Below are 14390 nucleotides of genomic sequence, written 5' to 3' on the forward strand. Positions count from 1 at the left end.
AAGGATGTTCCGGCGGTGTCCTACTCTCCCACACCCTGTCGAGTGCAGTACCATCGGCGCTGGTGGCCTTAGCTTCCGGGTTCGGAATGGGACCGGGCGTTTCCCCACCGCTATAGCCGCCGTAACTCTATGAAACTATCCACAGAGAGCCAGAAAACCCCGCAACCCCTCTACCAGGGGTCGACTGTTTTCTGTCTACCTGTATCTGTGTGTTGTTTCAGATACCGCACAGTGGACGCGTAGCTTCTTTGTTGGTAAGTCCTCGGCCGATTAGTACCAGTCACCTACACCCGTTACCGGGCTTCCAGTTCTGGCCTATCAACCCCATGGTCTGTGGGGGGCCTTAACCACTCGAAGGTGGTGAGAAACCTCATCTTGGAACAGGCTTCCCGCTTAGATGCTTTCAGCGGTTATCCCTTCCGAACGTAGCTAACCAGCAGTGCCCTTGGCAGGACAACTGGCACACCAGAGGTTCGTCCGTCCCGGTCCTCTCGTACTAGGGACAGCCTTCCTCAAGTTTCTGACGCGCGCGGCGGATAGAGACCGAACTGTCTCACGACGTTCTAAACCCAGCTCGCGTGCCGCTTTAATGGGCGAACAGCCCAACCCTTGGGACCTACTCCAGCCCCAGGATGCGACGAGCCGACATCGAGGTGCCAAACCATCCCGTCGATATGGACTCTTGGGGAAGATCAGCCTGTTATCCCCGGGGTACCTTTTATCCGTTGAGCGACACCGCTTCCACATGCCGGTGCCGGATCACTAGTCCCGACTTTCGTCCCTGCTCGAGCTGTCACTCTCACAGTCAAGCTCCCTTGTGCACTTGCACTCGACACCTGATTGCCAACCAGGCTGAGGGAACCTTTGGGCGCCTCCGTTACATTTTAGGAGGCAACCGCCCCAGTTAAACTACCCACCAGGCACTGTCCCTGAACCAGATCATGGTCCGAGGTTAGAAGTCCAATACGACCAGAGTGGTATTTCAACGACGACTCCACAAACACTGGCGTGCCTGCTTCACAGTCTCCCACCTATCCTACACAAACCGTACCGAACACCAATACCAAGCTATAGTGAAGGTCCCGGGGTCTTTTCGTCCTGCCGCGCGTAACGAGCATCTTTACTCGTAATGCAATTTCGCCGAGTCTGTGGTTGAGACAGCAGAGAAGTCGTTACGCCATTCGTGCAGGTCGGAACTTACCCGACAAGGAATTTCGCTACCTTAGGATGGTTATAGTTACCACCGCCGTTTACCGGGGCTTAAATTCTCAGCTTCGCGCCGAAGCGCTAACCGGTCCTCTTAACCTTCCGGCACCGGGCAGGCGTCAGTCCGTATACATCGTCTTACGACTTCGCACGGACCTGTGTTTTTAGTAAACAGTCGCTTCTCTCTGGTCTCTGCGACCCAACCCAGCTCAGGAAGCAAGTTCCATCACCAGACCGGGTCCCCCTTCTCCCGAAGTTACGGGGGCATTTTGCCGAGTTCCTTAACCACAGTTCTCTCGATCGCCTCAGTATTCTCTACCTGACCACCTGTGTCGGTTTGGGGTACGGGCCATGTACCAACTCACTAGAGGCTTTTCTCGGCAGCATAGGATCACTGAATTCACCTCAATCGGCTACGCATCACCTCTCAGGCACATGTTGTGCGGATTTGCCTACACAACGCCCTACAGGCTTACACCAGTACAACCACTGACTGGCCCAGCTACCTTCCTGCGTCACCCCATCGCTTGACTACTACAGCCAGGGTCGTATGCAGCCACATCCGGCCACCCGAAGGTGGTCCATCCGCTTTTGGATACTTAGCACAACTGATTCGCCATTGGGCGCGGATACACGGGTACGGGAATATCAACCCGTTGTCCATCGACTACGCCTGTCGGCCTCGCCTTAGGTCCCGACTCACCCTGGGCGGATTAACCTGGCCCAGGAACCCTTGGTCATTCGGCGGACGAGTTTCTCACTCGTCTTTCGCTACTCATGCCTGCATTCTCACTCCCACAGCCTCCACAACTAGCTCACGCTGCTGCTTCCAAGGCTGTAGGACGCTCCCCTACCCATCCACACCACTGCACACACCCCCGTAGGAATATGCGGATGTATTGTGTGAATGCCGCGGCTTCGGCGGTGTACTTGAGCCCCGCTACATTGTCGGCGCAGAATCACTTGACCAGTGAGCTATTACGCACTCTTTCAAGGGTGGCTGCTTCTAAGCCAACCTCCTGGTTGTCTTCGCGACTCCACATCCTTTTCCACTTAGTACACGCTTAGGGGCCTTAGCCGGCGATCTGGGCTGTTTCCCTCTCGACTACGAAGCTTATCCCCCGCAGTCTCACTGCCACGCTCTCACACACCGGCATTCGGAGTTTGGCTGATTTCGGTAAGCTTGTAGGCCCCCTAGACCATCCAGTAGCTCTACCTCCGGCGTGAAACACGTGACGCTGCACCTAAATGCATTTCGGGGAGAACCAGCTATCACGGAGTTTGATTGGCCTTTCACCCCTACCCACAGCTCATCCCCTCAGTTTTCAACCTAAGTGGGTTCGGGCCTCCACGACGTCTTACCGTCGCTTCACCCTGGCCATGGGTAGATCACTCCGCTTCGGGTCTAGAACACGCGACTGGAACGCCCTATTCGGACTCGCTTTCGCTACGGCTACCCCACACGGGTTAACCTCGCCACATGCCACTAACTCGCAGGCTCATTCTTCAAAAGGCACGCCATCACCCACAGTAACAAAGTCACTCGCAGGCCCTGACGGATTGTAAGCGCACGGTTTCAGGTACTATTTCACTCCCCTCCCGGGGTACTTTTCACCTTTCCCTCACGGTACTAGTCCGCTATCGGTCACCAGGGAGTATTCAGGCTTACCGGGTGGTCCCGGCAGATTCACAGCAGATTTCACGGGCCCGCTGCTACTCGGGCATCATCCACAACAGCCGTTGAATTTTCACTTACCGGGCTATCACCGTCTACGGCAGGCCGTTCCAGACCACTTCAACTAACCCAACGGTTTCTGACTGTCGCTCAGACCGGCAGATCTGAGAAGAATGACCCCACTACCCCGTCCAGACAACCCCTGCCGGGTATCACATCTGAACGGTTTAGCCTCATCCGCTTTCGCTCGCCACTACTCACGGAATCACAATTGTTTTCTCTTCCTGTGGGTACTGAGATGTTTCACTTCCCCACGTTCCCTCCACACACCCTATATATTCAGATGCGGGTAACACGACATAACTCGTGCTGGGTTTCCCCATTCGGAAATCCTCGGATCTCAGCTCGGTTGACAGCTCCCCGAGGCTTATCGCAGCCTCCTACGTCCTTCATCGGCTCCTGGTGCCAAGGCATCCACCGTACGCTCTTAAACACTTACTAACAAAGATGCTCGCGTCCACTGTGCAGTTCTCAAACAACACACCCCATCGAATCCAATTCCGACACCAGCACCCCAGCCGAAAACTGAGATCGGTATGACCGGAAACCCGATCGGATCGTTATCTTGCCTGGAAAGAACGTCTGTTCTCTCAGGACCCAACAGTGTGTCGATATATCCACCGCGACCAACCACTGAGGATTGATCGAATGCGATGAAACCTGTCAGCGTTCCACCCATGAGCGTCCGCCGGAAAACGAATGTTTCCGAAACGGTCTCTGCCACAAGACGTTTACCATCCCACCTATGTGGGTGTCCATGGAGAAGTGCTCCTTAGAAAGGAGGTGATCCAGCCGCACCTTCCGGTACGGCTACCTTGTTACGACTTCGTCCCAATCGCCAATCCCACCTTCGACGGCTCCCTCCACAAGGGTTAGGCCACCGGCTTCGGGTGTTACCGACTTTCATGACGTGACGGGCGGTGTGTACAAGGCCCGGGAACGTATTCACCGCAGCGTTGCTGATCTGCGATTACTAGCGACTCCAACTTCACGGGGTCGAGTTGCAGACCCCGATCCGAACTGAGACCGGCTTTAAGGGATTCGCTCCACCTCACGGTATCGCAGCCCTCTGTACCGGCCATTGTAGCATGTGTGAAGCCCTGGACATAAGGGGCATGATGACTTGACGTCGTCCCCACCTTCCTCCGAGTTGACCCCGGCAGTCTCTCACGAGTCCCCGCCATAACGCGCTGGCAACATAAGATAAGGGTTGCGCTCGTTGCGGGACTTAACCCAACATCTCACGACACGAGCTGACGACAGCCATGCACCACCTGTACACCGACCACAAGGGGGCCTACATCTCTGCAGGTTTCCGGTGTATGTCAAACCCAGGTAAGGTTCTTCGCGTTGCATCGAATTAATCCACATGCTCCGCCGCTTGTGCGGGCCCCCGTCAATTCCTTTGAGTTTTAGCCTTGCGGCCGTACTCCCCAGGCGGGGTACTTAATGCGTTAGCTACGGCACGGATCCCGTGGAAGGAAACCCACACCTAGTACCCACCGTTTACGGCGTGGACTACCAGGGTATCTAATCCTGTTCGCTACCCACGCTTTCGCTTCTCAGCGTCAGTTACTTCCCAGAGACCCGCCTTCGCCACCGGTGTTCCTCCTGATATCTGCGCATTTCACCGCTACACCAGGAATTCCAGTCTCCCCTGAAGTACTCTAGTCCGCCCGTATCGACCGCAAGCCCACCGTTGAGCGGTAGGTTTTCACGATCGACGCGACGAACCGCCTACAAGCTCTTTACGCCCAGTAATTCCGGACAACGCTCGCACCCTACGTATTACCGCGGCTGCTGGCACGTAGTTGGCCGGTGCTTCTTCTACAGGTACCGTCACTTGCGCTTCGTCCCTGTCGAAAGAGGTTTACAACCCGAAGGCCGTCATCCCTCACGCGGCGTCGCTGCATCAGGCTTCCGCCCATTGTGCAATATTCCCCACTGCTGCCTCCCGTAGGAGTCTGGGCCGTGTCTCAGTCCCAGTGTGGCCGGTCACCCTCTCAGGTCGGCTACCCGTCGTCGCCTTGGTAGGCCATTACCCCACCAACAAGCTGATAGGCCGCGGGCCCATCCTGCACCGATAAATCTTTCCACCACAAGACATGCATCCCATGGTCATATCCGGTATTAGACCCAGTTTCCCAGGCTTATCCCGAAGTGCAGGGCAGATCACCCACGTGTTACTCACCCGTTCGCCGCTCGTGTACCCCGAAGGGCCTTACCGCTCGACTTGCATGTGTTAAGCACGCCGCCAGCGTTCGTCCTGAGCCAGGATCAAACTCTCCGTTGAAGACTCTTGAAACAACCCCAAAAGGAGTGAATCAGAAGAATTAACCAGAGTCCGAAAACCATGGCAAAATCAAACGCCAGCAAAAGTATTTGCTGACTTAAATGTCCAGCCCCACCACACGGGGGTATGAGGAGCCGGAACCAAAAAATATTTGGCACTGACATTCATCGACACACTATTGAGTTCTCAAAGAACACACGCACACACTTTCACTCCGGAGTAAATCCGGCGCTTCCGTGAGGCAACTTGTTGAAGCTTAGCTCAGCCGATCCCCGATACAAAATCGGGCATCTTCCGAACCAGTGTGATAGTCAGGCGCTCCTCGTCCTACCTCGTTTCCCAGGCCTTTCGGCTCCGGGTCGGTGTCCGTGTCGCTCTGACTTGGATAAAGTTACTTACCGGCGTGCACGATGTCAAATCGCCTGGCCAGCGGGTGTTTACAGCGAGTTCACCCAATTGCGGAGCAACTGCGCGCCCGCATCGCCTGACTTTTCGGGATGAAACTGCGTCGCCGACAGCGGTCCGTTCTCGACGGCCGCCAGGAATGGGACACCGTGTTCTGCCCAAGTGAGCTTCGGCGCGGCGAAGTGCTCGTTCGGTGGCAGGTCCCAAGTCTGCGCGGCATAGGAGTGCACGAAATAGAAACGCGTATCCCTATCCATCCCCGCGAACAAGACGCTGTCGGATGGAGCCGACACCGTGTTCCAGCCCATGTGTGGCAGTACGGGAGCAGAAAGGCGCTCGACCACACCGGGCCATTCCGCACATCCATCGGTTTCGACGCCGAACTCGACACCGCGCTCGAACAGGATCTGCATGCCGACGCAGATACCGAGCACCGGCCGGGCACCGGCCAGCCGCTGGCCGATGATGCGCTCGCCCTTTACCGCACGCAGTCCGGCCATGCACGCAGCGAATGCACCGACGCCGGGGACGACCAATCCGTCGGCGGCGAGTGCGATATCGGCGTCGGCGGTCACCTCGACATTCGCACCCGCGCGGATCAGCGCGCGCTGCGCCGAGTGCAGGTTGCCCGAGCCGTAGTCCAGCAGCGCGACAGATTTGGTGCTCACAGCGTCCCCTTCGTCGAAGGCACACCGGTCACCCGCGGGTCCAGTTCGACGGCGGCGCGCAAAGCCCGTGCCACCGCCTTGAATTCGGCCTCGGTGATGTGGTGCTGGTCACGGCCGTAGAGAACGCGCACGTGCAGGGCGATGCGGGCATTGAGCGCGATCGATTCGAAAACGTGGCGGTTGAGGACGGTGGAATACGGCGCACCCGGTCCGGAACCCGGAATCACCGCATGCAGCAGGTGGTCGGGTTCGCCGGTGTGCACGCAGTACGGGCGGCCGGAGACGTCCACCGCGGCGTGCGCCATGGTCTCGTCCATCGGAATGAACGCGTCGCCGAAGCGGCGAATGCCGGACTTATCGCCCAGCGCCTGGCCCAGCGCCTGACCGAACACAATGGCGGTGTCCTCGACGGTGTGGTGCGCCTCGATCTCGATATCGCCCTCGGCGCGCACCGTCAGATCGAAGCTGGCATGCGCGCCGAGCGCGGTCAGCATGTGGTCGTAGAACGGGACGCCGGTGGAGATGTCGGTCTTACCGGTGCCGTCCAGATCCAGTTCGACGACGATATTGGATTCCTTGGTGACGCGCTCCACCCGCGCGGTGCGATTCATTGCTGGTTCCTCCACAGGCGGATTCATCGAATGGTGAGGTCGGTCTCGGCGAGTGTGCCGCTGACACGCAGGAATTCGTCGTTCTCGGCAGCGAGACCGATGGTGGCGCGCAGATATCCGGGGATGCCGACATCGCGGATCAGCACGCCGCGGTCCAGATAGTGTTGCCAGGCACGGGGTGCGTCGGCGAAGCGACCGAAGAGCAGGAAGTTCGCATCGCTGGGGAGAACGTCGAACCCCATGGCACGCAACGCTTCCGCGACGCGGTCGCGCTGGGATGCCAATTCCGCAACGCTGGCGAGGGTTTCGTCGGCGTGCCGCAGGGCCGCGCGGGCGGCGGCCTGGGTGACCACCGAGAGGTGGTACGGCAGCCGCACCAGCAGCATGGCGTCGATCACCGCGGGGGCCGCGACCAGGTAGCCGAGGCGGCCGCCCGCGAAGGCGAATGCCTTGCTCATGGTGCGGGTGACCACGAGTTTCGTCGGATACTGATCGATCAGTGCGATCGCGCTCGGCTCGGCGGAGAACTCGCCGTAGGCCTCGTCGACGACCACAATGCCCGGCGCGGCGGCCAGGATCCGGGCCAGATCGGCCTGCGGAATGCTGTGTCCGGTCGGGTTGTTCGGCCTGGTCACGAAGACCACATCGGGGCGGCGCTCGGCGATGGTGGTGAGCGCGTAGTCGATATCGAGGGAGAAGTCGGCATTGCGCTTGGCCTCGACCCATTCGGTATCGATGCCCTCGGAGATGATCGGGTGCATCGAGTAGGACGGGACGAAACCCAATGCACTGCGGCCGGGGCCGCCGAAGGCCTGCAGCAGTTGCTGCAGGATCTCATTGGAGCCATTGGCCGCCCACACATTGGCGGTGCTCACCGCGACGCCGGTCTGACGGGTCAGGTATTCGGCCAGATCGGTGCGCAGGGCGACGGCATCGCGGTCCGGGTAGCGGTGCAGATCGGTGGCGGCGGCGCGGATGGATTCGGCGACGTCGTCGATGAGGGCCTTACTGGGCGGGTGCGGGTTCTCATTGGTGTTCAGCTGCACCGGAACCGTCAATTGTGGTGCACCGTATGGCTTTTTGCCGCGCAGGTTATCGCGCAGCGGTAGCTGGTCCAGGCTGACGGCGGCACCGGGCACGGTGATCTCGGGGGTCATGCCAGCGCCTCGAATCGCGCCTGCACGGCCTGGCCGTGGGCGGGCAGGTCCTCGGCATTTGCCAGGGCGACCACATGACCGGCGACATCTTTGAGTGCGGCCTCGGTGTATTCGACGACGTGGATGCCGCGCAGGAAGGTCTGCACGCTGAGGCCCGAAGAGTGGCGGGCGCAACCTGCGGTCGGCAGTACATGATTGGAGCCCGCGCAGTAGTCGCCCAGGCTGACCGGGGCGTACGCGCCGACGAAAATAGCTCCGGCACTGCGCACTCGGGCCGCGACGGCCGGGGCTTCGGCGGTCTGGATCTCCAGGTGTTCGGCGGCGTAGGCGTTGACGACGCGCAGGCCCTGCTCGATATCGTCGACCAGGACGATGCCGGACTGCTTGCCGGACAACGCCTCTCGCACCCGGTGCGCGTGTTTGACCACGGTCATCTGGGTGGTGAGCGCGGCATCTACCGCATCGGCCAGGTCGACGCTGTCGGTGACCAGCACGCTGGCCGCGAGCACATCATGTTCGGCCTGACTGATCAGATCGGCGGCCACGTGTACCGGATCGGCGGTGGCATCGGCCAGGATGGCGATTTCAGTGGGGCCCGCTTCGGCGTCGATGCCGACCAGGCCGCGGCACAGGCGCTTGGCGGCGGTGACGTAGATATTGCCGGGACCGGTGATCAGGTCGACCGGCTCGAGCTGGGCGCCATCGGTATCGGTCCCACCGTAGGAGAGCAGCGCGATCGCCTGCGCACCGCCGACGGCCCACACCTCCTCGACGCCGAGCAGCTTCGCGGCGGCCAGGATGGTCGGATGCGGTAGCCCGCCGAACTGCGCCTGCGGCGGCGAGGCCACCACCAGCGAGTCGACGCCCGCCGCCTGCGCGGGCACCACATTCATCACGACACTCGATGGGTAGACGGCATTGCCGCCCGGCACATAGAGACCGACCCGCTCGACCGGTACCCAGCGCTCGGTGACCGTACCGCCGGGTACCACCTCGGTGGTGGTGTCGGTACGCCGCTGATCGGCGTGCACCTTGCGGGTCCGCTCGATCGCGACCTCCAGCGCGGTGTGCACGGCCGGATCCAACTTCTCCAACGCGGCGTCCAGCTCGGCTGCGGGCACCCGGACGCTCGGCGGAATCACCCCGTCGAACTTCTCACCGAACTCGAGCGCCGCCGCGACCCCGCGATCCCGGATCGCCTCCACCACCGGCCGCACCTGATGCAGCACCGAGTCCACGTCGACTCCCCCGCGCGGCAGCGCGGTGCGCAGCTCGGCAGCGGAGGGAGTACGGCCGCGCAGATCAACGCGGGCGAGCTCGATGCGGGATGTCATGAGGTCTGCGATCCTGTCTGTCCTGATCCTTGGACGTCGGTCCCCCGACGCCGAGCGGTCGGTTTCCTCCGCTCCGCTCCAGCTACCAGCCTATCGGTCGCATGCCACCGGTTATCCGCTGCGGTCGTCGCGACGCCGGATTCGGAAGTATCACTGCACGGCGACGAGGCTGACTACGATGGCGGCATGTCCATTCCGCACGTTCAGCGGCCCGACCTCCCCGAATACATGACCTGGGAGGAGCTGGAGCGACTTCCCGAGGAGATCGCTGAGCAGATCGAGCTATGGGATGGACGGGTGGTGTGGGTTCGGCGTGGGCCTTCTGAGCACCAGACCTTCACCCGTCGACTGACAAATGCAATCGAGCGATGCGCCAGGAAGACAATGTCGGAAGATCCGGAGCATTGTTGGCGCGTCGGTGACGAGACCAACGTCTTCCTCGGACGCAGTGGAAAGTCCGACTTTCTGACTCCCGACTTCCTCGTACACCGCTGCCTCGAATCGCCGTATCAGGATGTCCGCGGCGGCGATGTGCTGCTCGTCGGCGAGGTCTTGTCGCCCTCCAATACGCAGACCGACATGGAGGCAAAGAAGGGCCGCTACGCGAGCGCCGGAATTCCCTGGTACTGGGAAGTACATCTGGCTCGTGAGGCGAGTGCGATCGCTATCGTGCGCGCCTACGCCCTGCAAACCAGACCTGGCGAGCTGCCGGACGGAGTTCACGCGCTGCATTCGGCCAACTACCTGCTTGCGGGCGAATGGACCCCTGACAACACCGACGACATCGAGATCGACTTCCCCTTCCCGATTCAGATCCCCTGGACCGAACTCGAATACTGATCGCCGAGTCAGGTGCGGCGGCCGAGTTCGGGCATGCCTTCGCCTGCCCCGAGTGATCGGGGCAGGCGGGCCGGTCAGGCGGGGATGAGGCGTTTGATCACCATCGGCTCGGCGAGGATTCGGGTGAGCACATCGCGGACGTGGAAGAAGTGCGGGGTCGTGAAGTGCTCGTCGAGAGCATCGGGGCCGGTCCACTCCTCGACCAGGACCATGCGGGACGGGTCGTTGGGGTCGGTGTAGGGCTGGTAGGTGAGACAGCCGGGCTCGGCGAGGGTGGGTTCGATCATCGCTTCGAGCGCGGTGCGGAGACGATCCTCCTGTCCGTTGGCGGCTCGGAATCCGGCGACCACGTGCAGTGTCATTTCGGTGTCCTGTCAAGGGTTTTCGGCGCGGGGCCAGGTGATGGGGGATCAGACGTGGGCCGGGCCGGTGCCCGCGCCGGTTTCGGTGATGGCGGTGGTGATCTCGGCGAGGTCGGCGGCGGTCAGCCGCAGGACGCTGGCGCCGATCCAGCCGTCGATCTGCGCCACGGTGCGTGCGCCGACGATCGCGCCGGTTACGCCGGGCCATGCGGTTGCCCAGGCCAGGGCGACCTCGGCGACGGTCACGCCGTGGTGGGTCGCGATCGGGCGCAGTGCGTCGACCAGGGCCAGATTGGCGGACAGGTTGGTGGTGAAGTCCGGGTGGCCGGAGCGCCAGTCATCGGCGCTGAGCTCGCGGTCGGCGGTGAATGCGCCGGTCAGCAGTCCGGACTGCAGCGGCGAGTAGGCGATGACGCCCGTGCCATTGGCCTCGGCCCAGGCGATCTCCGGGGCCGCGGCGCGGTTGATCGCCGAGAACGGCGGCTGGATGGCATCGACGTGTGCGACCTGCTCGGCGACGGTGAGCTGGGCGACATCGTGGTTGGACAGGCCGATGGCGCGCACCTTGCCCTCTTTCTTCAGATCCGCCATTACCTGCCAGTACTCCTCCAGCGGCGTGGCCGCGTCGGAGGCGACGCCGTCGGCGCCGTAGACGAAGATCTCGCCGGTGTCGGGCCAGTGCACCTGGTAGAGGTCGATGTGGTCGACGCGCAGGCGGCGCAGCGATTGCTCGAGTTCACGGCGCACGACGTCGGGACGCACGATCCGGCGTGGCGGTCCGGTGCGCTCGTCGCCCTCGTTCCAGACCAGGCCGGTCTTGGTGAACAGGTATGGCCGCTCGGATTCGGGCAGCCCGGCCAGTGCCCGGCCGACCAGGTCCTCGGCATGGCCCAGACCGTAGGCGGGCGCGGTGTCGAGCCAGTTGAGTCCGGAATCGATGGCATGCCGGATGGCGGCGATCGAATCGGCGTCATCGGTGGCGCCCCAGGAGTACTGCCAGCCGGGTCCGGCAATCACCCAGGTGCCGAAGCCGAGGGGGGTGATGTTCATGCCGGTGTCGCCGAAGGGGCGGGTGTTGCTCATTGGGTTCTCCGTACTTCTGCCGGATCCGTTCCGGCGTGATCACCACTTTCGGCGGGTACGAGAGCGGTAAACAGCGCCGCACGAGCCTGGGCACGAGATGACCAGGATGCGCGGCGGCACCCACCGGGATACTTGATGGTGTGAGTCTGGATCGACGTGCTGAACTCGGCGAATTCCTGCGTTCCCGACGGGCGCGGCTGAGCCCCGAGCAGGTCGGCCTGCCCGATTACGGCAGCCGCCGCCGGGTTCCCGGCCTGCGCCGCGAAGAACTGGCCATGCTGGCCGGAGTCAGCGTGGACCACTATGTACGCCTGGAACAGGGCCGCACGCTGCACTTTTCGGAGTCGGTGCTGGATGCCGTCGCGCAGGCGCTGCGGCTGAACGAGGTGGAGCGCGAACATCTGTATCGACTGGCCCGGCCCTGGTCCGGTGCTGAGCCGCAGTCCGAACAGCAGGTTCGCCCCGGACTGCGCCGACTGCTGGACGCCGCCGCCGATGTGCCCGCCTACATCGTGGGCCGAGGCACCAATGTGCTCGCGTGGAATCCGCTGGCTGCCGCGCTCATCACCGACTTCGGCGCGCTACCGCCCCGCGAACGCAATCTGGCCAGGCTGGTCTTTCTCGACGAGGGCATGCGCGAGCTCTACGAGGATTGGCCGGCAAAGGCCGCCGATGTCGTGGCATACCTGCGTCTGGACATGGCCCGCAACCCAGGCGATGCCGGAATCGCTTCGCTCATCGAGGAATTGAGCGCGAACTCCGCCGACTTCCGCGATACCTGGGAGCGGCACGAGCTCAAGGACAAGACGCATGGGCAGTACGTGTACCTGCATCCGGTGGTCGGCAGGCTCGATCTGGGTTACGAAACCCTGCGCCTGCCCGACGATCCGGATCAGGCGCTGATCATGCACACCACCGAACCGGATTCGCCGAGCGCGACCGCCCTTGCGCTGCTGGCGAGTTGGGCGCAATCGACGGTGCGGTCCGGTTCCCGTTAGGCAATGACTAGCGGGCGTCGCCGCTGCGCGTATCGCTGTCAATGAGCGGGGCGCCGCTGCCAGGGTTGATCAACCGCAGCGTCACGGACCTGTTCCGGCCCGCATAGGTCACGCTGGCCACATTGATATCCACTGAACCGTCTGGGTTGGTTCCTGTACCACTACCGGCCGCATCAACAGTGTTGAAGCCCGTGACCCGATTCTGCGTCCAGTAATCCTGGAAGGCCGACTCACTGCCGTAGACCCGCTGAGCAGCGGGGGTCAACTGTTTCCAGGCAGCCGCGAAGCTCATATAGGTGAGGTTGTTGTAGAAGTCCACCACTTGATCGATGGATTGCCGCGAGTCTGCCGGGCCGACGCTCTTCGTCTGCCCCGGCGTGCCAGCGGCAGCCGTGGAAGTGGTGCCCTTCGAGGCGGACGACGACGGCGGACTCGCCTGCACCGATGGCGTATTGCTGCCCGACTGGTTCAGCGCGCCGATGAGAATGGCCACGACGGCCACCACCGCACCGACGCTCCCGCCGATCAAGACGGCCTTGCGCTTGCCACCGGACTTGCCCGGGGCCGGACGTGGCTGTGTCGCCGTCTGCGGATGCGCTGCGGTTCTCGGATGCGACGCCGTTCTCGGATGCGACGCACCACCGGAGTTGTTGGAGCGAGCGGAATTTCGCGGCGGCGGCGCCGGACGTGGCTGCCGCGTGGTCGGCTGATGCTCCGGCAGCGGATTCGCGGGCGGCCGCAGGGCGCGGGTGGCGGATTCGCCGTGGCGGGCGAAAGCCTCACTGGCGGGGACGAATCCGGCGTGCACCGGTGCCGAACCGGAGTCGGCGAGCGCGGACAGGTGTTCGCGGGCCGCACGCATGGTCGGCCGGGCGCTGGGGTCGGGGCTGAGCAGATCCAGCAGGAAGTCGGTGGCGGGGCCGGCGTGCCGTGGTTCGCTGACCTGGCCGTTCGCCGCGGCGTAGAGCACGGCCAGCGGATTGGCGCTGGAACCGTACGGCGGTTCGCCCTCCAGCGCGTGGAAAAGCGTGGCCCCCAGAGCGAATACGTCGGCGGCGGGCGTCGGGTCGGCGCCGCGTGCGACCTCTGGCGCGAGGTAGGCGGCGGTACCGCAGATCAGACCGGTTTCGGTGAGGGTGACGTCACCGGTGGCGCGGGAGATGCCGAAATCGGTGATCTTCACGGTGCCGGTGTCATCGAGCAGGATATTGCCCGGTTTGACGTCGCGATGCACGATCCCGGCGTGGTGCGCGGCGATCAATGCCGAGGCGACCTGCTCGCCGATCCGCGCGACCTGGGTCAGCGGCAGCATGCCCTGCTCCGAGATCACCCCGGCCAGACTCTTCGACTTCAGATACTCCATCACCAGGCACGGGTCACCGTTGTGCTCGGTGATATCGAAGACCACGATCGCATTCGGATGCTGGAAGCGTGCCGCATTGCGGGCCTCGCGGAACGCGCGCTGACGCACCACATCGCGCTCGGCCTCGGGCAGGCTGGGCTTGATGTGGATCTGCTTCACCGCGACCGAGCGCTGCAGGCGTTCGTCGATGGCACGCCAAACCACACCTGTGCCGCCGCTACCAATCCGCTCGACCAGGCGGTAGTGCTCCGCGATCAATTGACCGGTATCGATGGCGCCTACTCCGAACCTTCTCGAAATCGTGACATCACGCGTATTGACCATCAACGCGTTCC

Annotated in this window: 9 protein-coding genes and 3 rRNA genes; 2 read left to right on the forward strand and 10 right to left on the reverse strand. The window is 62.5% G+C overall.

Translation table 11 applies throughout. From position 1 onward, the window contains the following. Positions 1–7: 7 nt before the first annotated feature. From rrf to hisD, 7 genes are all read right to left on the reverse strand, one after another. A 5S ribosomal RNA gene (rrf, locus tag ABZW16_RS18080) occupies positions 8–124 on the reverse strand. Between the two features lie 126 nt (positions 125–250). Beyond that, positions 251–3382: ribosomal RNA gene (locus ABZW16_RS18085) — 23S ribosomal RNA — on the reverse strand. 335 nt (positions 3383–3717) lie between these two features. After that, positions 3718–5234 (reverse strand): 16S ribosomal RNA (locus ABZW16_RS18090). Together the 16S, 23S and 5S rRNA genes form the textbook arrangement of a ribosomal RNA operon. A 437-nt stretch (positions 5235–5671) precedes the next feature. Next, positions 5672–6307, reverse strand: a complete 636-nt coding sequence (gene hisH / locus ABZW16_RS18095; protein ID WP_354957039.1) for an imidazole glycerol phosphate synthase subunit HisH — start codon at positions 6305–6307, stop codon at positions 5672–5674. Continuing rightward, a complete protein-coding gene (gene hisB / locus ABZW16_RS18100; RefSeq protein WP_354957040.1) occupies positions 6304–6918 on the reverse strand; it encodes an imidazoleglycerol-phosphate dehydratase HisB in 615 nt (204 codons plus the stop codon). The genes hisH and hisB overlap by 4 nt, the downstream gene beginning before the upstream one ends. A 23-nt stretch (positions 6919–6941) precedes the next feature. Then, the gene (locus ABZW16_RS18105; RefSeq protein ID WP_354957041.1) at positions 6942–8075 is read right to left on the reverse strand and encodes a histidinol-phosphate transaminase; all 1134 of its coding nucleotides are present in this window, start codon (positions 8073–8075) and stop codon (positions 6942–6944) included. Continuing rightward, complete coding sequence (gene hisD, locus ABZW16_RS18110; protein WP_354957042.1) at positions 8072–9409, reverse strand: histidinol dehydrogenase; 1338 nt, start codon at positions 9407–9409, stop codon at positions 8072–8074. Before hisD ends, ABZW16_RS18105 begins: the two co-directional genes overlap by 4 nt. A gap of 186 nt (positions 9410–9595) precedes the next feature. On the opposite strand from hisD, the gene ABZW16_RS18115 reads away from it, so the two are divergent. Beyond that, on the forward strand, positions 9596–10249 hold the full coding sequence (locus ABZW16_RS18115) for a Uma2 family endonuclease (protein ID WP_354957043.1): 654 nt from the start codon (positions 9596–9598) through the stop codon (positions 10247–10249). A 74-nt stretch (positions 10250–10323) separates the two neighbouring features. Here the strand turns inward: ABZW16_RS18115 and ABZW16_RS18120 are convergent, their stop codons facing one another. Next, positions 10324–10611 carry a putative quinol monooxygenase gene (locus ABZW16_RS18120; protein WP_354957044.1) on the reverse strand — a complete coding sequence of 96 codons (288 nt, stop codon included), beginning with the start codon at positions 10609–10611 and terminating at the stop codon, positions 10324–10326. Between the two features lie 48 nt (positions 10612–10659). Further along, positions 10660–11694 carry an aldo/keto reductase gene (locus ABZW16_RS18125; RefSeq protein WP_354957045.1) on the reverse strand — a complete coding sequence of 345 codons (1035 nt, stop codon included), beginning with the start codon at positions 11692–11694 and terminating at the stop codon, positions 10660–10662. A gap of 140 nt (positions 11695–11834) precedes the next feature. Here ABZW16_RS18125 and ABZW16_RS18130 point away from each other — a divergent pair, with 140 nt between their 5' ends. Then, a complete protein-coding gene (locus ABZW16_RS18130) occupies positions 11835–12692 on the forward strand; it encodes a helix-turn-helix transcriptional regulator (protein ID WP_354957046.1) in 858 nt (285 codons plus the stop codon). A 7-nt stretch (positions 12693–12699) separates the two neighbouring features. Here the strand turns inward: ABZW16_RS18130 and ABZW16_RS18135 are convergent, their stop codons facing one another. Next, positions 12700–14379 carry a serine/threonine-protein kinase gene (locus tag ABZW16_RS18135; protein ID WP_354957047.1) on the reverse strand — a complete coding sequence of 560 codons (1680 nt, stop codon included), beginning with the start codon at positions 14377–14379 and terminating at the stop codon, positions 12700–12702. Between the last annotated feature and the right edge of the window lie 11 nt (positions 14380–14390).

It is taken from the genome of Nocardia sp. NPDC004604 (assembly GCF_040609795.1).
In the GTDB taxonomy this organism is placed as follows: domain Bacteria; phylum Actinomycetota; class Actinomycetes; order Mycobacteriales; family Mycobacteriaceae; genus Nocardia.

What these genes read in the sequence shown, in the direction of transcription:
- ABZW16_RS18120 (WP_354957044.1), bottom strand. Translation starts at nt 10,611, where the DNA reads ATGACACTGCACGTGGTCGCCGGATTCCGAGCCGCCAACGGACAGGAG.
- ABZW16_RS18125 (WP_354957045.1), bottom strand. Translation starts at nt 11,694, where the DNA reads ATGAGCAACACCCGCCCCTTCGGCGACACCGGCATGAACATCACCCCC.
- ABZW16_RS18135 (WP_354957047.1), bottom strand. Translation starts at nt 14,379, where the DNA reads ATGGTCAATACGCGTGATGTCACGATTTCGAGAAGGTTCGGAGTAGGC.
- ABZW16_RS18115 (WP_354957043.1), top strand. Translation starts at nt 9,596, where the DNA reads ATGTCCATTCCGCACGTTCAGCGGCCCGACCTCCCCGAATACATGACC.
- hisB (WP_354957040.1), bottom strand. Translation starts at nt 6,918, where the DNA reads ATGAATCGCACCGCGCGGGTGGAGCGCGTCACCAAGGAATCCAATATC.
- hisD (WP_354957042.1), bottom strand. Translation starts at nt 9,409, where the DNA reads ATGACATCCCGCATCGAGCTCGCCCGCGTTGATCTGCGCGGCCGTACT.
- ABZW16_RS18105 (WP_354957041.1), bottom strand. Translation starts at nt 8,075, where the DNA reads ATGACCCCCGAGATCACCGTGCCCGGTGCCGCCGTCAGCCTGGACCAG.